Source organism: Streptomyces kronopolitis (assembly GCF_014646275.1).
GTDB classification, from domain to species: Bacteria; Actinomycetota; Actinomycetes; order Streptomycetales; family Streptomycetaceae; genus Streptomyces; species Streptomyces kronopolitis.
Map to the genome: position 1 here is coordinate 46,939 of NZ_BMND01000031.1, position 19,443 is coordinate 66,381.

The window sequence follows — 19,443 nt, forward strand, 5'->3', positions numbered from 1 at the left end:
CCCGGTGGTGCGTAGGGTCGTGGTCATGGCTGGAATCTCCCGGGGAACCTCCCCCGCACCCCCCCGAGCGAGCGACGACCCGCTCGCGACCCTGGCCTCGCTCCCGGGCGTCGCCGACTCCGTGGAATCGGTGCGCAAGGGCGTGGACCGCGTCTACGGGCACCGGGTCATGCGACGCCGCAGCAACGAGGTCACCTCCGAGGCGGCACTGCGCGGAGCGCGTGGTTCCGCTGCCCTCTCGGGAGCCGACTGGGCGCTCGAAGAGGTCCGTCGCCGCACCGACTTCGGCGTCGACGGCGAGCCGCGGACGGTCGGCGCGGCCCTGCGGCTGACGGCCGAGTCCGGCCAGCTGCTCAGCGTGTGGCGGCAGTCCCCCCTGCGGGTGCTGGCGCGGCTCCATCTGGTGGCGGCCGGCGGCGAGTCGGCCGACGAGACGGTGGGGCGGCCCCGGCTGGCCGGCGAACCGGTGGACGAACCGCTCGTAGAACTGCCGCTGCCGGACTCCGACGAGGTCGCCGGACGGCTCGACGGGCTGTCGCGGATGCTGCTCGCCGGCACCCGGGCGCCCGCCCTGGTGACCGCGGCGGTGGTGCACGGCGAACTGCTCGCGCTGCGGCCGTTCGTCTCCTGCAACGGGCTGATCGCCCGCGCCGCGGAGCGGATCGTTCTGGTCGGGAGCGGGCTGGACCCGAAGTCGATCTGCCCCGCCGAGGTCGGACACGCCGAGCTGGGCCGCGCGGCGTATGTCGCCGCCCTGGAGGGCTACGTCTCGGGCACCCCGGAGGGCGTCGCTGCGTGGATCGCGCACTGCGGACGGGCCGTGGAACTCGGCGTCCGGGAGAGCACCGCGGTCTGCGAGGCGCTGCAGCGCGGCGCGGCATAACGAGGGCGGACGGAAAAGTCCGGGCCGGTGCCCGGGAATTCCGGAAGCGTTGCCTCATTCGTCCCTGAACAGGGTTGCGGCGGTACCAATGGGTGGTACCGCCGCTGGCATGTCCGCCGGGTTACCATGCGTGCTCGAAAATGTGCCCATCAGGTCGGAATCTTCGTCCGGTTACCTGGTGCGGCTGGCCCGTAATCGACGGGTCGGCGTCGCGTGGGTGCCTGGCTTTCATGCATCGGTCCGTGGGCCACTTCCTGCGTTAAAGGCGTTCCTCTCGGATGTCCTTGGTCTCGCGGGCCGTTAAGTCCTTTGTACTCCTCGGGTGAGTCAAGCGGAACCCTGCTTCGCAGATCTTTACGTTTGACGTCAAACGCGCTCGGCGCGGGCCAGCGGACCTCGGGCAATGGAGGCGAGACGGGGCTTTGTGGATTTCCGGCGGCTGGTGTACCAGACAAGCGTCGCGGTGGCGACGGCCGCGCCCGCCGCGGCCATGACGGCGAGCGCCGGCCGGGAGGGCATCGACAGCGACGGCAGCCGCTGCTTGAGCGGGACCGGGCGGTGGAAGGAGAGAACCGGCCAGCCGCGCGCGGTCGCCTCGCGGCGCAGCGCCCGGTCCGGATTGACCGCACACGGGTGGCCGACCGCCGAGAGCATCGGGACATCGGTCGCCGAATCGCTGTACGCATAACAGCGCGCGAGGTCGTAGCCCTCGGATTCGGCGAGTTCCCGGACGGCCTCCGCCTTGGTCGGGCCATAGGCGTAATACTCCACCTCGCCGGTGAAGCGGCCGTCCTCGCCGACGACCATGCGGGTGGCCACCACCCGGTCCGCGCCCAGGAGTTCACCGATCGGTTCGACGACCTCGGCGCCCGAGGTGGACACGATCACGACATCCCGGCCCGCGGCGTGGTGCTCCTCGATGAGCGAGGCCGCCTCGTCGTAAATGATGGGGTCGATCAGATCGTGCAGTGTCTCGGCGACGATCTCCCGCACCTGTGCCACGTCCCAGCCGCGGCACAGGGAGGAGAGATACTCCCGCATTCGCTCCATCTGATCGTGGTCGGCGCCGCCCGCCAGGAACACGAACTGGGCGTACGCGGTGCGCAGTACGGCCCGCCGATTGATCAGGCCGCCTTGGTAGAACGACTTGCTGAAGGTCAGCGTGCTCGACTTTGCAATGACGGTCTTGTCCAAGTCGAAGAACGCGGCAGTACGGGGACTCGAGTGAGGCACGGAGTGGTTTTCCACGGGGCGAGCATAGGCGCCCACCATTCGGCGTAAGGTGTGGCGCGTGGGTTTGCCTGAGAAGGCTCTCGGGTACACCATGGAAGTCACGGATCGTTCGCGACCGTGCTAACCCGGTCCGGCTCCTCCCCCCCCGAGTCGGCCGTGGGGACGACCCCCGCTCTCCCCCCCGGCGGGGGTCGTCGCATGTCCGGACGCATTTCTCGTCATCGGACGCAGATCCACTTCTCTTCCGGCGCCGTGCGGCGGCCTGGGCCATGACGCCCCTGATTCCTCACACACCGTAGTTGCCGGGATGCTCTGCGGAACACCCATCGGGCACCCGGAAGCGGCCGTTCCTCGCCGGAATAGGTGACAGGGATATTCACAGCCGGGGCGGTGTCCACAGATTTTCTTCAAGATCCACAAGATTTTCCCGATCGCTGCACGGTGAATGTCCGCGAGTTCGCCGATGTGCGAGCCGCGTAGCGATAGGGGGACGGAACGTGGCCGGATTCAAGCCATCGGAACAACCGGTGGGAAGCGGCGGCGAGCTGGGCGGGCCGCTGATCGTCACCGAGGACGAGAAACTCCTCGACGATCTTGTGCGGCTGTGTGCGGCGGCCGGGGCACTGCCCGAAGTGGCGCACGGGCTGCCGGCCCGCAAAGGGGAGTGGGAGGCACCGCCCCTGGTGATCGTCGGCGTGGACTGCTCCCACCGCCTGCGCGGTGCCCCACGCAGGGCGGGCGTCCTGCTGGCGGGCCGCGACGAGGACGATCCGGACCTGTGGCGCCGAGCCGTCGCCCTCGGGGCGGAGCGCGTGCTCGCGCTGCCCGACGGCGAGCGCTGGCTGGTCGACCGGATCGCCGACGCCGTCGAGGGCGTCGGGCCGCCGGCCCTGACCGTCGGCGTCATCGGCGGCCGCGGCGGCGCCGGGGCGAGCACCCTGGCCGGTGCGCTTGCCCTCACCGCGGCCCGGACCGGCCGGCGCACCCTGCTCGTCGACGGGGATCCGCTGGGCGGCGGGCTGGACGTCCTGCTGGGCGGGGAGAAGGAAAAGGGCCTGCGCTGGCCCGCCTTCGCCGAATCGCGCGGCCGGGTGGCCTGCGGCGCCCTGGCCGAGTCGCTGCCGCGACTGCACTCGCTGCGGGTCCTCAGCTGGGACCGGGACTCCGATGTCGTCATCCCGCCGCCGGCCATGCGCGCGGTCATGGCGGCGGCGCGCCGGCGCGGCGGGGTCGTGGTGGTGGACCTGCCGCGCAGGGTCGACGAGGCGGCCGCGGAGGCCCTGGCCCAGGTGGACATGGGACTGCTGCTCGTCCCCACGGAGCTGCGCGCGGTCGCGGCCGCCCAGCGGGTGGCCTCCGGCGTGCAGCGGGTGCTCGGCGATGTGCGGGTGGTGGCCTGCGAAGCCCCCGGACGCCACGGGAACGGCCTGCCACCGGACGAGATCGCCCGACTGATGGGGCTGCCGCTGGCCGGTGAAGTGCCGTGGGAGGCGGGGCTGTCGGCGGATCTCGCCCGCGGGGTGCCGCCGGGGGCGCAGCCGCGCGGTCCGCTGGCGCGGTTCTGCGCGGGGTTCTGGGAACGGGTGGCGGAGAGCGGGGACGGCGGCGGCCCGGGCGGCGGCCCGGGCGGCGGTCCCGGGCCGGAGCGGGCGCCGGCGCCCTGCGACGGGGGCCGGGCATGAGCCAGAACCAGGACCTGCTGGAGGCGGTACGCCGGCGGCTCGCGGCGGACGGGGCGGAGCCGACGCCGGCGCGGGTGGCGCTGGCGCTGCGCGAGCAGGGGCGGCTCCTGGGGGACGCCGAGGTGCTGGGCGTGGTGGCCGTGCTGCGCTCGGAGATGGTGGGCAGCGGCCCACTGGAGCCGCTGCTGGCCGCGCCCGATGTCACGGACGTCCTGGTCACGGCGCCGGACGAGGTGTGGGTCGACCGCGGCGGCGGACTGGAGCGCACGGACGTCCGCTTCCGGGACGCGGCGGAGGTGCGCAGACTCGCCCAGCGGCTGGCGGCCGTGGCGGGCCGGCGGCTGGACGACGCGCGGCCATGGGTGGATGCCCGGCTGCCGGACGGCACCCGGCTGCACGCCGTGCTGCCCCCGGTGGCGGTGGCCGGGACCTGCCTGTCCCTGCGGGTGCTGCGGCCACGGGCCTTCGGCCTCGCGGACCTGGTGGCGGCCGGCACGGTCCCGCCGGGCGGCGACCGGCTGCTCCGAGCGCTCCTGGCGGCCCGGCTGTCCTTTCTGATCAGCGGAGGGACGGGGGCCGGCAAGACCACCTTGCTCAGCACCCTCCTCGGCCTGGTCGGCCCGGACGAACGGATCGTCCTGGCCGAGGACTCGGCGGAGCTGCGTCCCGACCACCCCCATGTGGTGCGCCTGGAGACCCGGCCCGCCAATCAGGAGGGCGTCGGCCGGGTGACGCTGCGGGACCTCGTACGGCAGGCGCTGCGGATGCGCCCCGACCGGCTGGTGGTCGGCGAGGTGCGCGGCCCCGAGGTCACGGACCTGCTGGCGGCCCTCAACACGGGGCACGAGGGCGGCTGCGGCACGGTCCACGCCAACGCCGCGGCCGACGTCCCGGCGCGCCTGGAGGCCCTCGGCTCGACCGCGGGCCTGGACCGTGCCGCGCTGCACAGCCAGTTGGCGGCCGGGGTCTCCGTCGTCCTGCATGTCGTGCGGGACCGGGGCGGCCGGCGCCGGATCGCCGAGATCCATGTCCTGGAGCGGGATCGCGACGGCTTCGTGGTGACCGTACCGGCCGCCGTCCGCAGCCCCGCCGGGTTCCAGGAGGCCCCCGGCTGGGGGCGGTTGATGGGGCTGTGCGAGCGGGGCGGGGGCGGGTTCCGGTGAGCGCGGCCGGCGGGGCGGCGCTGATGGCCGCGGCGCTCTGCGCGGGAGCCGCGGGCCGGCTGGCCGGGGGACGGCCGGACGACGTACGGCGGCGGGCCCGGGCGCTGTTCGGGGCGCCCGGGGAGAGGGACGCGGCAGTGGGGTGGCGGGCCCGGCTGCGGGGCCAGGAGGTGCGGACGTGGTGCGCAGAGCGGGTGGTCGAGGGAGACGCAGGGCGGCGGTGGCGCCTGGGGCCCCTGGGGGACGTCGGGCGGGAGCTGTGGTGTCTGCCGGCCGGGCTGGTGCTGGGGGTGCTGGGCGGGTCCGTGCTTCCGCCGCTGGCTTCCGTGGCGGCGGCGTTCCTGGTCAGGCGGTGGCTGGTCGCCCGTGGAGCGGTGCAGGCGCGCGACCGGCGGGCCGCCGCGGTGATCACGCTGTGCGCGGCGGTGGCGGGGGAGCTGCGGGCCGGGCGGCAGCCCGCCCAGGCCCTGCTCGCCGCGGGTGCTCCGGGGCTGGGAGCGGCGGGTTCGGACGTGACCGCCGCGGCGCGGTACGGCGGGGATGTCCCCCGGGCGTTGCGTGCGGCGGGACGGCTGCCGGGGGCCGAGGGGCTGACCGGGATGGCCGCGTGCTGGCAGGTGGCGGTGGAGGGCGGCGCGGGACTGGCCTGCGGACTGGAGCGGATCGCCTCCGGCCTGCGTGCCCAGCGCGAGCAACGCGACGAGCTGCGGGCGCAGTTGGCGGGGCCCCGGGCCACCGCGCTGATGCTCGCCCTGTTGCCCGTCGGCGGACTCCTGATGGGCAGCGCACTCGGCGCCGACCCGCTGCGGGTGCTGCTGCACACCCCTGCCGGGTGGGGCTGTCTGGTGATCGGCGGCCTCCTGGAATGGGGCGGAGTGGTCTGGACGGCCCGGATCGTCGCGGCCGCGGAAGGGGCTTGAGGAGGGGGTGGAGATGAGCGCAGAAGTTGTCCACAGGGTGGGGATGACGGTTGCGGCGATGACGGCGATGCTCTGCGCCGCGGCACTGCTGCGGGAGGCACGCCGTGGACGGGCCGTGAGGCGACGGGTCTCGGCGTTGTGGGCAGCCGCCCGTTCGGACCGACATGGGGTGGACGGAGCCCGGCCCGGCGCGCCGGCCCGTGCCCCCTGGCGCCGCCGGGCCGCGGCCGCGAAGGACGCCGCGCACGGTCGACCGAGCGAGTGGGCCGGACCTGCGGGTGCCGCCGTCCTGATGTTCATCCTCGTCGGTGGCGCGGGCGGAGCCCTGGCAGGACTCGCCGTGGGCTGGGGAGCGCACCGCGCCCTGGCCCGCCGACGGGGTGCGGAGTCGGCGCGGCGGGTGGCAGCGGAGGTACGGGCGGCGCTGGCACCGGCCGGCGATCTGCTGGCGGCCTGCCTCGCCGCGGGAGCCGGGCCGCGGGAATCGGCCGAGGCGGTGGGCCGGTCGCTCGACGGGCCGGTGGCGGAGCGGCTGCGCCAGGTGGCGGCGGAGCTGCGCCTGGGCGGTGAACCGGCGGCCGTATGGCCTCGACTGGCCGAACTCCCCGGTGCGGAAGGGCTGGCGCGCTGTATGGAGCGCGCGGGGATATCCGGGGTGCCGGCCGTCGAGTCGGCCTCCCGGACCGCCGCCGAACTCCGTGCGGAACAGGCCCGGTCGGCGGTCGCCCGGGCCCGGCGGGCCGGGGTGCTGGTCACCGTCCCGCTGTCGGCGTGCTTCCTGCCGGCGTTCCTGGTGCTCGGAGTGACGCCGGTACTGATCGGACTGGCGAGCGGGCTCCTGGGGCGCAACTGAGCGGAGGAGGGCGGCGAGTTCGAAGGCAGCGGAGACGGGACCGGACCCGGCCGGGCCGGGTCGGTCAGACGGCGAGGGGCCGTGACCACAGGAGTAGGCGCCCCCGGGCCGGGTGGCCACCCGGCCCACGCCTCCTCACCAACTCATCGACAGGCGACCGGCCCTGAGCAGGCGACAACAGCTCATCAGCAGACATTCATCAGCAGACGACTTCCCGAGGGGGATGGACATGGTGCGCAGTGGAATGGTCCGGAGCGGAATGGCCGGGCGTGGAGTGGTCCGGAGCGGAGTGGTCCGGCGGTGGTGGGCGCGGTGGCGCAGGATTGGGGCCGACGACCGGGGGATGACCACGGCCGAGTACGCCGTGGGGACGCTCGCGGCGTGCGCCCTGGCGGCGGTGCTCTACAAGGTCGTGACGAGCGGACCGGTGCAGGCGCTGCTGCGGTCGGTGATCGAGCGGGCGATCAATGTCCAGTTCTGAGCGCGGCGCCCCGCGCCCCCGGGCTCGGGGCGTCCCGACTAGGACCCGCGACGCCGGATTCGCGACGGCGGAGACCGCGGTGGTCCTCCCCGTGCTGGTCGTCGTGGTGGCGGCGCTGATCTGGGGGCTGATGGCAGCCTGCGCCCGCATCGAGTGCCTGGACGCGGCACGGGCCGGAGCACGTGCCGCGGCGCGTTCGGAGACGCCGTCGGAGGTGATCTCGGCGGCGCGGGGCGCGGCCCCTCGGGACGCGCACGTCGCGGTGGCACGGGAGGGCGATCTGGTGCGCGTACGGGTCGAGGCACAGGTGCCCGGAGTGGCGCGGCTGACGGTGCGGGTCGACGGAGAGGCGGTGGCTCTTGCGGAGGAGACGGTGCGGTGACGAGGGCTCGGCGACGGTCTGGACGGTCGTCGCCGCGGCGGCGCTCTGCGCGGTCTTCGTCGCCCTGATGGGAGTGGGGCAGGCCGTCGCGGCGCGGCACCGGGCGGGTGGCGCGGCGGACCTGGCGGCACTGGCCGCGGCGGATCGCGCTCTGCAGGGGTCGGCCGAGGCCTGTGCGGCCGCGCGCCGGGTCGCTGCGGCGCAGCACGCCGTCCTGGTGCGCTGCGCGGTGGACGGCCAGATCGCGGATGTCTCGGCCGAGGCGGGCGGCCCGCCGTTCACCTCCCGGGTACGCGCCCGGGCCGGCCCGGCGGGGCAACCGCCCCCGGGGCGGGCCGGTGGAGGGCACCCCGCGGGCCCGGCTGCGCCGGCCGGTGTCTCCACGGCGCTCGCGGGCCGCCCACGGCCTGTTGCGGTCCACCCGCCGCGCGCCACGCGACAGCCCGGGCGCCGCCTACGGCCCCCGCCAGGTCTCCCGCGGCCTCCGCCGCGTCTCTCGCAGCGCCCCGTACGCCCTCTACGCCTCCCACACCCGCTACGCCTCCTTCGGCGCCCCGCGCAGCAGTTCGCCCAGGAGCCGCACGGCTCCCCGTTTGTGGAGCGGGTCATTGCCGTTGCCGCACTTGGGGGACTGGATGCAGGAAGGGCAGCCCGCCTCGCATTCGCAGGCGGCGATGGCGTCCCGGGTGGCGGTGAGCCAGTCGGCGGCCGTGTGGAAGGCGCGTTCGGCGAATCCGGCGCCGCCCGGGTGGCCGTCGTAGACGAAGACGGTCGGCAGCAGGGTGTCCGGGTGCAGCGGCACGGAGACACCGCCGATGTCCCAGCGGTCGCAGGTGGCGAAGAGCGGCAGCATGCCGATGGAGGCGTGCTCCGCGGCGTGCAGGGCGCCGCCCAGCTGCTCGGGGTTCACGCGGGCGGCGTCGAGCTGGTCCTCGGTGACCGTCCACCACACCGCGCGGGTGCGCAGCGTACGGGGCGGCAGATCGAGCTTGGTCTCGCCCAGCACCTCGCCGGTGATCAGCTTCCGGCGCAGGAAGGAGACGACCTGATTGGTGACCTCGACGGAGCCGAAGCACAGCCGGGCATCGCCCCAGGGGATCTCGGTGTCGGTCTCCAGGACGGAGATGGCGGTGGTGTCGCGGGCGGTCGTGGAATAGGGCGGGCTGGCCTCCTCGACGAGCGCCACATCGTCGTCCAGGTCGAGTTGCTTGACGACATAGCTGCGCCCCTGGTGGAGGTGGACCGCGCCGTCGTGGACGGTGGTGTGCGCGGCGGCGGCGTCCACGGTGCCCAGCAGCCGGCCGGTCCCGGCTTCCACGACCTGCACCGGCGAGCCGCCCTGACCGCGGATGTCGGCGAGGTCGGCGGCCCGCTCCCGGCGCGTCCAGTGCCAGGCCCGGGCGCGCCGGCGCAGCAGGCCGGCGGCCTCCAGCTGGGGCATCAGACCGGCGGCCGCGGTGCCGAAGAGGGCGAAATCCCCTTCGGTGAGCGGGATTTCGGAGGCGGCCGCGCAGAGGTGCGGGGCGAGCACGTAGGGGTTGTCGGGGTCGAGGACGGTGCTCTCCACGGGCTGGTCGAAGAGCGCCTCGGGATGGTGGACCAGATAGGTGTCCAGCGGGTCGTCGCGGGCCACGAGCACGGCGAGCGCGCCCTGCCCGGAGCGGCCCGCCCGCCCGGCCTGCTGCCACAGCGAGGCCCGGGTCCCCGGATAGCCGGCGATGACCACGGCGTCCAGCCCGGAGACGTCCACGCCCAGTTCGAGCGCGGTGGTGGCGGCCAGTCCGAGCAGATCGCCGTTGTGCAGCGCGCGTTCCAGGGCGCGACGCTCCTCGGGCAGATAGCCGCCCCGGTAGGCGGCGACCCGTCCGGGCAGCGAACGGTCCACCTCCGCGAGCCGCTCCTGCGCGATCAGGGCGATCAGCTCGGCGCCGCGCCGGGAGCGGACGAACGCGACGCTGCGCACGCCCTGGACGGCGAGATCGGTGAGCAGGTCCGCGGTCTCGGCGGTGGCGGTGCGGCGGACCGGGGCGCCCTGCTCGCCGTGCAGTTCGGTCAGCGGCGGCTCCCACAGCGCGAAGACCAACTCGCCGCGCGGCGAGGTGTCCTCCGTGATTTCCACCACGGGCAGACCGGTGAGCCGGGTCGCGGCCGGCCCCGGCTCGGCGGCGGTCGCGGAGGCCAGCAGAAAGACCGGATCGGAGCCGTAGCGGGCACAGATCCGGCGCAGCCGGCGGACGATCTGCGCGACATGCGAGCCGAAGACGCCGCGGTAGCTGTGGCATTCGTCGATGACGACATAGCGCAGCGCGCGCAGGAAGGAGGACCAGCGCGGGTGCGACGGCAGGATGCCGCTGTGCAGCATGTCGGGGTTGGTCAGCACGTAGTTGGCGTACTGGCGGACCCATTCGCGCTCCTCGACGGGGGTGTCACCGTCGTAGACCGCGGGCCGCACGGCCGTGCCCAGCGGGGTGGCCAGTTCGCGCACCGCGCGCCGCTGATCAGCCGCCAGCGCCTTCGTGGGGGCCAGATACAGAGCCGTGGCCCCCCTGCCGTTCGGGGCCTCGGAACCGTCCAGGAGCGTGGAGAGGACCGGCGCGAGATAGGCCAGCGACTTCCCCGACGCGGTCCCGGTGGCGACGACGACCGATTCGCCGCGCACCGCGTGTTCGGATGTCCGTGCCTGGTGGGCCCAGGGACGATCGATTCCGGCCGAGCGGATGGCATCGATCACTTCCGGCCGGATCTGTTCCGGCCAGTCGGCATGGCTGCCGATGCGCGGGGGCAAGTGCTCCGTATGAGTGATGCGCGCAGCGCGGGTCGCACCCCGGGCGAGACGTTCGAGAATCATGCCTGGGGAAGGGCGCGCGCCCGCATCCGGCGGGACGGGATTGGAGGCCATCGGCACCGAGTGTGTCACCGGAGTGACGGACAATGCTCAAAGGGCGTCGTGCACGCCTGCCGGTAAGTGATTGAATGCCATCGCGGCTGCCAGATCCGCCCCTACCGTCGGTGGGGAGGCCCCAGGGGGGCGACCGCTCGATAGCAAGGTGCTGGAGGATCCGTGGACCTGTCCCTGTCGACCCGGACCGTTGGCGACCGTACGGTCGTCGAGGTCGGTGGCGAGATTGATGTATACACCGCGCCCAAGCTGCGCGAGCAGCTGGTCGAGCTTGTGAACGACGGAAGCTACCACCTCGTGGTGGACATGGAACGTGTCGACTTCCTCGACTCCACTGGGCTCGGCGTGCTGGTCGGCGGACTCAAGCGGGTGCGTGCCCATGAGGGCTCGCTGCGCCTGGTCTGCAACCAGGAGCGCATTCTCAAGATCTTCCGTATCACCGGTCTGACCAAGGTGTTCCCGATTCACACCTCGGTCGAGGAAGCCGTCTCCGCTACCGACTGACGGTTTCACCGGACCCCCGTGCCCGCACGGCGCGGGGGGAGGAAGCAGTGGGGGGTACCGGACGTCGTGTCCGGCCCCCTGCGTCGCACGCCCGCATAACGAGGGGGATGGCATGGCCACCGTCGAACTTCGATTCAGCGCCCTTCCCGAGCATGTCCGCACCGCGCGTCTGGTCGCGGCTGCCGTGGCACGGCGCGCCGGGGTGGACGAGGCCGTGCTGGACGAGGTGCGGCTCGCCGTCGGTGAGGCGTGCAGCCGCGCCGTGGGGCTGCACGAGAGCCATGACATCAACTCGCCGGTCCGGGTCCTGCTGATCGAGGACGAGAAGAAGTTCTCGATCGAGGTGGGCGACGGGGTGAACGGCGACTCCGGTGCGCACGAGAACGGTGCGGCCCAGGGCGCCGCGGAGAGCGACGCCGAGGGCGAGGACGAGATGGGCCTCGCGGTCATCAGCGGGCTGGTCGACGACGTCGAGGTCACCGCCGGCAAGGACGGCGGAATGATCCGCATGACCTGGCCCACGACGACGGCAGCGGTCCTGCCGCAGGGCGGCTAGTCCCGCCGCGACGGACCCGTACCGCCCGAGCGTGCCCGCAGAGCGCCCTGAGGGCCGCGGGCGGCCTTCCCGAGCCATCCGGCGGGCCACCGCCTTCCCGAGCCCACGAGCCACCCAGCGAGCCACCGTCACCCGAGCCCACGAGCCCGCGTGGCAGAAGCCGTCACGGCCGCTGCCACCCACCTCTGGCACCCACCCCCCGCCCCGGCCGGGCTGACCAGCCGTGCCCGCGCTCCGTACGCCCGCGGCTCAAGAGCCTCGTCAAGGCCTCCCGCCGTCCCACAAGCGACCCCGTGCCGCACAGCGCCAGGCTGCCGCCCGACCGGGCACGAGCCTTCCAGGGAGCCCTCCAGAGAGCCGGACACCGCAGCGCCCGGCCACCCCGTCCCCACGACCGCGGCACGAGCCCCCAGGCAGCCCGACACGCCCCCGGCCCGCCCGGCACCCTGCCCCGCGTCACGCCACCCCCATGCGACGTGATCCGGACTTGATCTGATGTTCCTTCACCGGCCGGCGCGGGACGGTGTGCGCGTGGTGGGCCACCCGTTCAGCCGTAGACGGGCCGATCAATTCTCTCCGGTGTCACGCCGGCCTCGTCCGGCTCGGGTTTCCCGGGCGGCGTCCTTGAGCAGCGGCGATCAGTACCCCGGCCGTGAATGATCAGTACGACAGAGAGATCATCGGGCGGCGGTCAGTGAATTCACCGCATTCCTTCGTCCGGGCGAATTCTGAGCGGCGTCGGCCTTTTGATCTTCGCCGCTACCGGCGAATTCCCTTTGACGCGCACTGTTTTGATCAACCGTGGCTCCCTACAATCCGTCCACATCTTGCTCAGGACGCCTGAGCGTGCTTCCGCGCGCCCATGTGCCAAACGTCAAGGAGGACGAATGGCGGGGCCTTACACCCCTCAGTTGCTTGACACCCCCACTTTTCTGGCCGGGCCGTCTCTCACGACGGGCAACCGCGCCCTCGTGCTGGCGATCGCCGTGGTCGCCCTGGCGGCGCTGGCTGTCGCGGCGGTGCTGGTCCGCCAAGTGCTCGCGGCCGGTGAGGGAACCGACAGTATGAAGAAGATCGCGGCGGCCGTGCAGGAAGGCGCAAATGCCTACCTGGCGCGGCAGTTGCGGACCCTCGGCGTATTCGCCGTCGTGGTGTTCTTCCTGCTCATGCTGCTGCCCGCGGACAATTGGACGCAGCGCGCCGGACGCAGCGCCTTCTTCTTGATCGGCGCCGGATTCTCGGCGGCCACCGGCTATATCGGCATGTGGCTCGCGGTGCGCAGCAATGTGCGCGTGGCCGCGGCCGCCCGGGAAGCCACTCCGGGGGAGGGGGACAACGGGAAAAAGGATCTTACGGCCGTCTCCCACAAGGCGATGAAGATCGCATTCCGTACCGGTGGCGTCGTCGGCATGTTCACCGTGGGGCTGGGCCTGCTCGGCGCGTCGTGCGTGGTGCTCGTCTACGCGGTCGACGCGCCCAAGGTGCTGGAGGGCTTCGGCCTCGGTGCCGCGCTGATCGCGATGTTCATGAGGGTCGGCGGCGGCATCTTCACCAAGGCCGCGGACGTCGGCGCGGACCTCGTCGGCAAGGTCGAGCAGGGCATCCCCGAGGACGACCCGCGCAACGCCGCGACCATCGCGGACAACGTGGGCGACAACGTCGGTGACTGCGCTGGTATGGCCGCCGACCTCTTCGAGTCGTACGCGGTGACCCTGGTCGCCGCCCTCATCCTCGGCATGGCCGCGTTCGGCGACGCCGGGCTCGCCTTCCCGCTGCTGGTCCCGGCGATCGGGGTGCTCACCGCGATGGTCGGCATCTTCGTCGTCGCGCCGCGGCGCCGCGACCGCAGCGGCATGACGGCGATCAACCGCGGGTTCTTCGTCTCCGCGGGCATCTCGCTGGTCCTGGTGGCCGTCGCGGTCTTCACCTACCTGCCGTCCAGCTACGGGGACCTGAGCGGTGTCACCGACACCGACATCCTGAGCCGGACCGGCGACCCGCGGATGCTGGCGCTGGTGGCGGTCGCCATCGGCATCGTGCTGGCCGCGCTGATCCAGCAGCTGACCGGCTACTTCACCGAGACCAGCCGGCGTCCCGTGCGGGACATCGGCAAGACCTCGCTGACCGGCCCGGCCACGGTCGTGCTCTCCGGCATCTCGATCGGTCTGGAGTCGGCCGTCTACTCGGCGGTGCTGATCGGACTGGCCGTCTACGGGGCGTACCTGCTGGGCGGGGCCTCCATCATGCTGGCGCTGTTCGCGGTCGCGCTGGCCGGTACCGGCCTGCTGACCACCGTCGGCGTGATCGTGGCGATGGACACCTTCGGCCCGGTCTCCGACAACGCCCAGGGCATCGCGGAGATGTCCGGGGACGTCACCGGTGACGGCGCGCAGGTGCTCACCGACCTGGACGCGGTCGGCAACACCACCAAGGCCATCACCAAGGGCATCGCGATCGCGACGGCCGTACTGGCCGCGGCCGCGCTCTTCGGCTCCTACCGGGACGCCATCGCCACCGCCGTCCGCGGCGTCGGCACGGCCGCCAACGACATGGGCCTGAGCCTGGACATCTCGCAGCCCAACAACCTGGTCGGGCTGATCCTCGGCGCCTCGGTCGTCTTCCTGTTCTCGGGGCTGGCGATCAACGCGGTGTCGCGGTCGGCGGGCGCGGTCGTCTTCGAGGTGCGCCGGCAGTTCCGCGAGCACCCCGGGATCATGGATTACACCGAGACGCCCGAGTACGGCCGGGTGGTCGACATCTGCACCAAGGACGCGTTGCGTGAGCTCGCCACTCCCGGGCTGCTGGCGGTGCTCACCCCCATCGCGGTCGGCTTCGCGCTCGGCGTCGGCGCGCTCGGCTCGTTCCTGGCCGGTGCGATCGGCACCGGCACGCTGATGGCCGTCTTCCTCGCCAACTCCGGTGGTGCGTGGGACAACGCCAAGAAGCTCGTCGAGGACGGCCACCACGGCGGCAAGGGCAGTGAGGCGCACGCCGCGACGGTCATCGGGGACACCGTGGGCGACCCGTTCAAGGACACCGCGGGCCCGGCGATCAACCCGCTGCTGAAGGTCATGAACCTGGTGGCGCTGCTGATCGCACCCGCTGTGGTGAAGTTCTCGTACGGGCAGGACAAGAGCGACGGGGTGCGGCTGGTGGTCGCGCTGCTGGCGATCGCCGTCATCGTCGGCGCGGTCTACGTCTCCAAGCGGCGCGGAATCGCCGTGGGTGACGAAGACAACTCCGAAGACCCCGAAGGCATCGCCAAATCGGCCAAGACGGTGGTGGCTTCCTAGCCGGAAGGGACCACCGAAAGGGCGCGCGGACCGCTCAACTGGGCGGGTGGACGGCGTTTTTTACCGACGCCGGCCACCCGCCTTCCGTGTGCCCGGGTGGCCCTGCGGCGCTTGGTGCAAATGGCTGCAATGAGGACGGGCCGCGATGGCCGACCCGATGCCGAGGCCCTTTGGACGTGTATGTTCCGGGGCCGAGAGCCATGGAAGGGACCAATCCGGTGAACAAGAAGCTTGTGGCTGCACTGTCCGGCGGTGCGGCACTGGTGCTCGCGCTGACCGGCTGCAGCGACGACGGCAACAAGAAGCTCAACGACTGGGCGAAGAGTTTCTGCGACCCTGCGCAGGCTCAGTTCAAGCAGATCCAGGACGCCAACGGCGCCATGCAGACGGCCGACAACGGCAGCACCGACTCCAAGAAGGTGCAGCAGACAGACTCGGCGGCGTTCCAGAAGATCTCCCAGGCGTACGCCTCGCTGGCCAAGTCCCTGGAGAAGGCCGGGCCGCCGCCCACCGACCAGGGCAAGACGGCCCAGCAGAACGCGGTCAAGGAACTCAACTCGCTGTCCAAGGGGTACGCCGACCTCCAGAAGCAGGTCAACAAGCTGGACACCTCGGACAAGCTCAAGTTCGCGGACGGTCTGCGCGACCTCTCCAACGGCATCAACAAGCTCAACAAGCAGAGCGAGGCCGCCTTCAAGAACCTCGAGGCCGGCGACGTCGGCACGGCGATGGCCGCCCAGAAGGGCTGTCAGAACCCGGCCGCGTCCGGCTCCCCGGCCCCGACGCAGTCCAAGAAGTCCTAGCGGTCGGCAGCAGCGGCAGGGGACGGCGGACCGCGCGCACGCGGCTCCGCCACCGCCCGGGACGGCCCGGCGACGCGCCCGGAAGGGACGCGGCGCCGGGCCGTCGCCGATTGTCGGTGGCAGGGCCGACAATGGAGGCGTGAGTACGCACCTCCCCACCGCAGATGCCCAGGACCCCGAGAGCACCGCCCGCACCACCCGGCTGCGCGAGGCGCTGCTGGCCGCCGACTTCACCGCCGACGGGCTGCTGGAGCTGCTCGGCGCCCCGGCCTATGCCGCGCTGGCGCGCAGCGAGACCGTCCCCGCGCTGCGGGCGACGCGCGGCGACGGCCCGCTGGAGACCCTGGTGCGGCTGTTCCTGCTGCAGCGTCCGGTGGCGCCGGCGCGGGCACAGGCCGCGCTGCCGGTCGCGGACTGCCTCGCCGACGGCTGGCTGGTGCGGGACGGCGAGGAACTGCGCGCCAGTGTGGACGTCCGTCCGTACGGCGGTCCCGAGGGGCAGGACTGGTGGATCGTCTCCGACCCGGGGTGCGCGGTCGGCGGTGCCGGCGGCATCCGGGGCGCCGGGGACGCGGACCGCGCCGAGCTGGTGCTCGGCGTCGGCGGCGCCTCCACGACCCTGGCCGGCATCACCGTGCGCCGCCCGGTCGCCAGTGCCCTCGATCTCGGTACGGGCTCCGGCATCCAGGCGCTGCACGCCGCGCAGCACGCGACCCGGGTCACCGCCACCGACCTCAACCCCCGGGCGCTGCGGATCACCGCGCTCACGCTGGCGCTCTCCGGAGCCCGGCCGGCGGATCTGCGGGAGGGCTCGCTGTTCGAGCCCGTCGGGGAGGAGACCTACGACCTGATCGTGTCCAACCCCCCATTCGTGATCTCGCCGGGCGCCCGGCTGACCTACCGCGACGGCGGCATGGGCGGCGACGACCTGTGCCGCACGCTCGTCCAGCAGGCGGCCGCGCGGCTCAACGACGGCGGGTACTGCCAGCTGCTGGCCAACTGGCAGCATGTGGCGGGCGAGGAGTGGCAGGACCGGCTGCGCTCGTGGGTGCCGCGCGGCTGCGACGCCTGGATCGTGCAGCGCGAGGTGCAGGACATCACCCAGTACGCCGAGCTGTGGCTGCGGGACGCGGGGGACCACCGCGCCGGTGACGAGACGTACGCCGCGCGGTACGACGCCTGGCTCGACGAGTTCGAGGCGCACAAGACCAAGGCCGTCGGCTTCGGCTGGATCACGCTGCGCAAGTCCGGGGCGGACACTCCCTCGATCACGGTCGAGGAATGGCCGCATCCGGTCGAGCAGCCCCTGGGGGAGTCGGTCGTCGGACACTTCGCCCGCCAGGACTACCTGCGCGACACGGACGACGCGGCGCTGCTGGCCGCCCATTTCCGGCTCACCGACGGGGTGGTGCAGGAGCAGGTCGGGCCCCCCGGGGCGGAGGACCCGGAGCACGTGGTGCTGCGTCAGAACCGCGGTATGCGGCGGGCGGCGAAGGTGGACACGGTCGGCGCGGGCTTCGCCGGGGTGAGCGACGGCACGCTGCCCGCCGGGCGGATCCTGGACGCCATCGCCCAACTCGTCGGCGAGGACCCGGTCCTGCTGCGCGACCGCACCCCGGCCACGATCCGGATGCTGATCGGGCAGGGGTTCCTGGAGCCGGTGGCGGCGAGCGGCTGACGAGGGCGGGCGGAGGCAGGGGTGCGGGACACGCGGAAGTCGTTCACCCGGCGTTCGCCCGGTGGCCGCCCCGGCGTGCCACGCTCCCCGCATGGAGAGTGGACCCGAGGCCTTCGCCGGTGCCGCGTTCGCGCTGTTCGGCGGCGGACTGCTGGCGTGGACGGGCGTGTGCCTGCGGACCGGTGCGCCGGTCGCCGACGGTGTGAGCCGTCCGGTCGCCACCGCGACGGCGCTGCTGTGCGGGGTGGCGTTCCTCGTCACGGGCTGCTGGCTGCTGGCGGCCCTGTAGCCGCCGCCCGCCGGGCTCCGGCCGCCGTGCGACGGCCTCGCGCTCCACGGCTCTGACGAGGCACGACATTCACTTCAGGCCAGTTCTGTCGTAGTTGGCCGATCTGTGGCGGTTCGAGGGAACTTTCCGGTGCTGTCACTCATGTTCCTCAGTGAAGGTCTCCACAGGCCGGTCGGCCGGCCCACGGCCATCGGACCGGCAGGCGCACCGACCCCATCAGTGAGGAACTCAGATGAACCGTGCACTTCGCTACGCCACCGTCGGCGTCATCGCCGTCTCCCTGCTCGCCGGCGGCTCCGCCGCGGCCTTCGCCGCGCCGCAGCAGCTCCACACGCCCGCCGCGGTCGTGGCCGCCGCGCCGGCCGCCGCCAGCCTGACGGCCAAGGCCAGCGCGACGACGGTCAACGCCTGGCAGGAGTTCCGGATCTCCGGTGCCGCCAAGGGCATCAAGGCCGGCACCAAGGTCACCGTCCAGCAGAAGCAGGGCACCAAGTGGGTCTCGCTGCCCGCGCAGTCGCCGGTCAACTCCAAGGGCGCCTACTCGGTGCGGGTCAAGCTCGGCCTCAAGGGCGTCAACCAGCTCCGCATCGGCGCCGGCACCACCGTCTCGCCGGTGGTCAAGGTCACCGTCCGCTGACCCCGGACGGTCCGGTCACGGCCGGACCGCCCCCGTCCGCTCCGTCGGCGCGTCCTAGCCGACGAGATTGCGGGCGACCATCCACACCGCGGCAATGCCGAGCACCACGGCATTGCCGCGGCCGGTCACCCGCGGCCGGTACGTGCGCCCGGCCAGCCCGGCGCCCAGCCAGCGGGCGACGGCGTACGCCGCCACCGGCACGCCCAGCGTCAGCAGCACGGCGTTGTCGTGGAAGGCCCGCGCCACCTCGCCGTGCATCAGGTCGTACGCCATCCGCGTCCCGCCGCATACCGGGCACAGCAGCCCGGTGGCCCATTTGAACGGGCAGGGGAGCAGCAGCTGACCCGGCCGGTGCGGATCGGTGTGCCAGAGATAGACGCCGGCGGGGACGCCTAGGCCGAGCGCCAGCGCCGCGACGCGCAGGGTGCGCCGGCGCACCGCCGCCCCCGTGGGCCCCGCGGGCTCGGCGGGACCCCACGGCTCCTCGGGACTCACACGCTCAGCGACCTGGCGTAGTTGACCTGGTTGAGCACGTACATGACCTGCTCGCGGGACTGCACCGGGATCATCGTGGAGTGGTGCCGGCCGCCGCTGTTCACCGTGACCTGCACAAATCCGGTCGTCACCCGCTCCTTCATCAGCAGGAAGAGCAGACCGAGCAGACAGAAGAGGAAGAAGACGATGGCGAGCACGACCGCGTGCGTCGGCATCCGCTCCTCGGTCCGCGACATGTCCGTCGCCGTCCACACCGCGCCCCGCAGCGGCATCGGCCCCGCGGGCGTCATGATCGTGTCACCGCTGACCGCGATGTCGCCGAGCGACAGCATCATCCCGCCGGGCTGCGCACCGCCCTGGTGGCCGCCGGGTGCGAAGCCCGGTGCGGGCGGCGGCTGCGCGCCGGCGTGCGGGGCGCCGTAGCCGGGCGGCGGCTGCGCGGGGGACTGCGGGAAGCCGTATCCCGGCTCCCCGGGGCCGCCGCCCTGCGGGAAGCCGTAGCCGGAGCCGGAGGGCGCGCCGCCGTCCGGTGCGGCGTATGGGTTCTGGCCGGGCGGCTGTTCCGGTGGCGGTCCGGGGTACTGCTGCGCCATGAGTGGTCCCCCCGAGGGTGTGTGACGACGGCCGTACTCGGCTCGAACGGCGAGCCGTGCCGTGTCCATCCTGCCAGCCCGCTCACATGCTGTATCAAG

Annotated in this window: 18 protein-coding genes and 1 pseudogene; 15 read left to right on the forward strand and 4 right to left on the reverse strand. The window is 73.0% G+C overall.

Annotation, left to right across the window (positions count from 1 at the left end; all coding sequences use genetic code 11):
• The first annotated feature begins 25 nt into the window (after positions 1-25).
• Positions 26-883 (forward strand): Fic family protein, encoded by an 858-nt coding sequence (locus IEY78_RS26705; RefSeq protein WP_189102480.1) that lies wholly within the window; start codon positions 26-28, stop codon positions 881-883.
• Positions 884-1,249: 366 nt separating this feature from the next.
• Here the strand turns inward: IEY78_RS26705 and IEY78_RS26710 are convergent, their stop codons facing one another.
• Entirely contained in the window at positions 1,250-2,155 is a 906-nt protein-coding gene (locus IEY78_RS26710) for an HAD family hydrolase (protein WP_189102482.1), read from the reverse strand.
• A 458-nt stretch (positions 2,156-2,613) separates the two neighbouring features.
• On the opposite strand from IEY78_RS26710, the gene ssd reads away from it, so the two are divergent.
• From ssd to IEY78_RS26745, 7 genes and pseudogenes are all read left to right on the forward strand, one after another.
• The gene (gene ssd / locus IEY78_RS26715) at positions 2,614-3,798 is read left to right on the forward strand and encodes a septum site-determining protein Ssd (protein ID WP_189102483.1); all 1,185 of its coding nucleotides are present in this window, start codon (positions 2,614-2,616) and stop codon (positions 3,796-3,798) included.
• Positions 3,795-4,961, forward strand: a complete 1,167-nt coding sequence (locus tag IEY78_RS26720) for a TadA family conjugal transfer-associated ATPase (RefSeq protein ID WP_189102485.1) — start codon at positions 3,795-3,797, stop codon at positions 4,959-4,961. The genes ssd and IEY78_RS26720 overlap by 4 nt, the downstream gene beginning before the upstream one ends.
• A 23-nt stretch (positions 4,962-4,984) precedes the next feature.
• On the forward strand, positions 4,985-5,881 hold the full coding sequence (locus IEY78_RS26725; protein WP_189102519.1) for a type II secretion system F family protein: 897 nt from the start codon (positions 4,985-4,987) through the stop codon (positions 5,879-5,881).
• A 169-nt stretch (positions 5,882-6,050) separates the two neighbouring features.
• Positions 6,051-6,734: a type II secretion system F family protein gene (locus tag IEY78_RS26730; RefSeq protein ID WP_308426938.1), complete on the forward strand. Its 684-nt coding sequence runs from the start codon at positions 6,051-6,053 to the stop codon at positions 6,732-6,734.
• Between the two features lie 289 nt (positions 6,735-7,023).
• A complete protein-coding gene (locus IEY78_RS26735; protein ID WP_373294254.1) occupies positions 7,024-7,215 on the forward strand; it encodes a DUF4244 domain-containing protein in 192 nt (63 codons plus the stop codon).
• Positions 7,202-7,597, forward strand: coding sequence for a TadE family type IV pilus minor pilin (locus IEY78_RS26740; protein ID WP_189102487.1), 396 nt, complete (start codon positions 7,202-7,204; stop codon positions 7,595-7,597). Before IEY78_RS26735 ends, IEY78_RS26740 begins: the two co-directional genes overlap by 14 nt.
• Positions 7,575-7,847, forward strand: a pseudogene (locus tag IEY78_RS26745) (Rv3654c family TadE-like protein); the annotation flags it as partial. The gene IEY78_RS26740 and the pseudogene IEY78_RS26745, both read left to right, overlap by 23 nt.
• A 285-nt stretch (positions 7,848-8,132) precedes the next feature.
• On the opposite strand, the gene sftH reads toward IEY78_RS26745, so the two are convergent.
• Entirely contained in the window at positions 8,133-10,496 is a 2,364-nt protein-coding gene (sftH, locus tag IEY78_RS26750) for a DEAD/DEAH box helicase (protein WP_229700195.1), read from the reverse strand.
• A gap of 162 nt (positions 10,497-10,658) precedes the next feature.
• Here sftH and bldG point away from each other — a divergent pair, with 162 nt between their 5' ends.
• The 7 genes from bldG (at position 10,659) to IEY78_RS26785 (ending at position 18,256) form a co-directional block, all read left to right on the forward strand.
• The gene (gene bldG / locus IEY78_RS26755) at positions 10,659-11,000 is read left to right on the forward strand and encodes an anti-sigma factor antagonist BldG (protein WP_018089983.1); all 342 of its coding nucleotides are present in this window, start codon (positions 10,659-10,661) and stop codon (positions 10,998-11,000) included.
• 112 nt (positions 11,001-11,112) lie between these two features.
• On the forward strand, positions 11,113-11,556 hold the full coding sequence (locus IEY78_RS26760) for an ATP-binding protein (protein ID WP_189102489.1): 444 nt from the start codon (positions 11,113-11,115) through the stop codon (positions 11,554-11,556).
• Between the two features lie 887 nt (positions 11,557-12,443).
• Complete coding sequence (locus IEY78_RS26765; protein ID WP_189102491.1) at positions 12,444-14,849, forward strand: sodium-translocating pyrophosphatase; 2,406 nt, start codon at positions 12,444-12,446, stop codon at positions 14,847-14,849.
• Positions 14,850-15,067: 218 nt separating this feature from the next.
• Positions 15,068-15,652: a small secreted protein gene (locus IEY78_RS26770; protein ID WP_189102493.1), complete on the forward strand. Its 585-nt coding sequence runs from the start codon at positions 15,068-15,070 to the stop codon at positions 15,650-15,652.
• A gap of 139 nt (positions 15,653-15,791) precedes the next feature.
• Positions 15,792-17,330, forward strand: a complete 1,539-nt coding sequence (locus IEY78_RS26775) for a DUF7059 domain-containing protein (RefSeq protein ID WP_189102495.1) — start codon at positions 15,792-15,794, stop codon at positions 17,328-17,330.
• Positions 17,331-17,421: 91 nt separating this feature from the next.
• On the forward strand, positions 17,422-17,619 hold the full coding sequence (locus IEY78_RS26780) for a hypothetical protein (protein ID WP_189102497.1): 198 nt from the start codon (positions 17,422-17,424) through the stop codon (positions 17,617-17,619).
• 232 nt (positions 17,620-17,851) lie between these two features.
• Positions 17,852-18,256 (forward strand): hypothetical protein, encoded by a 405-nt coding sequence (locus tag IEY78_RS26785; RefSeq protein WP_189102499.1) that lies wholly within the window; start codon positions 17,852-17,854, stop codon positions 18,254-18,256.
• 54 nt (positions 18,257-18,310) lie between these two features.
• Here the strand turns inward: IEY78_RS26785 and IEY78_RS26790 are convergent, their stop codons facing one another.
• Both IEY78_RS26790 and IEY78_RS26795 read right to left on the reverse strand, forming a co-directional pair.
• Complete coding sequence (locus IEY78_RS26790; RefSeq protein ID WP_189102501.1) at positions 18,311-18,751, reverse strand: DUF2752 domain-containing protein; 441 nt, start codon at positions 18,749-18,751, stop codon at positions 18,311-18,313.
• Positions 18,748-19,344 carry a hypothetical protein gene (locus tag IEY78_RS26795; RefSeq protein ID WP_189102503.1) on the reverse strand — a complete coding sequence of 199 codons (597 nt, stop codon included), beginning with the start codon at positions 19,342-19,344 and terminating at the stop codon, positions 18,748-18,750. Before IEY78_RS26795 ends, IEY78_RS26790 begins: the two co-directional genes overlap by 4 nt.
• Positions 19,345-19,443 lie beyond the last annotated feature (99 nt).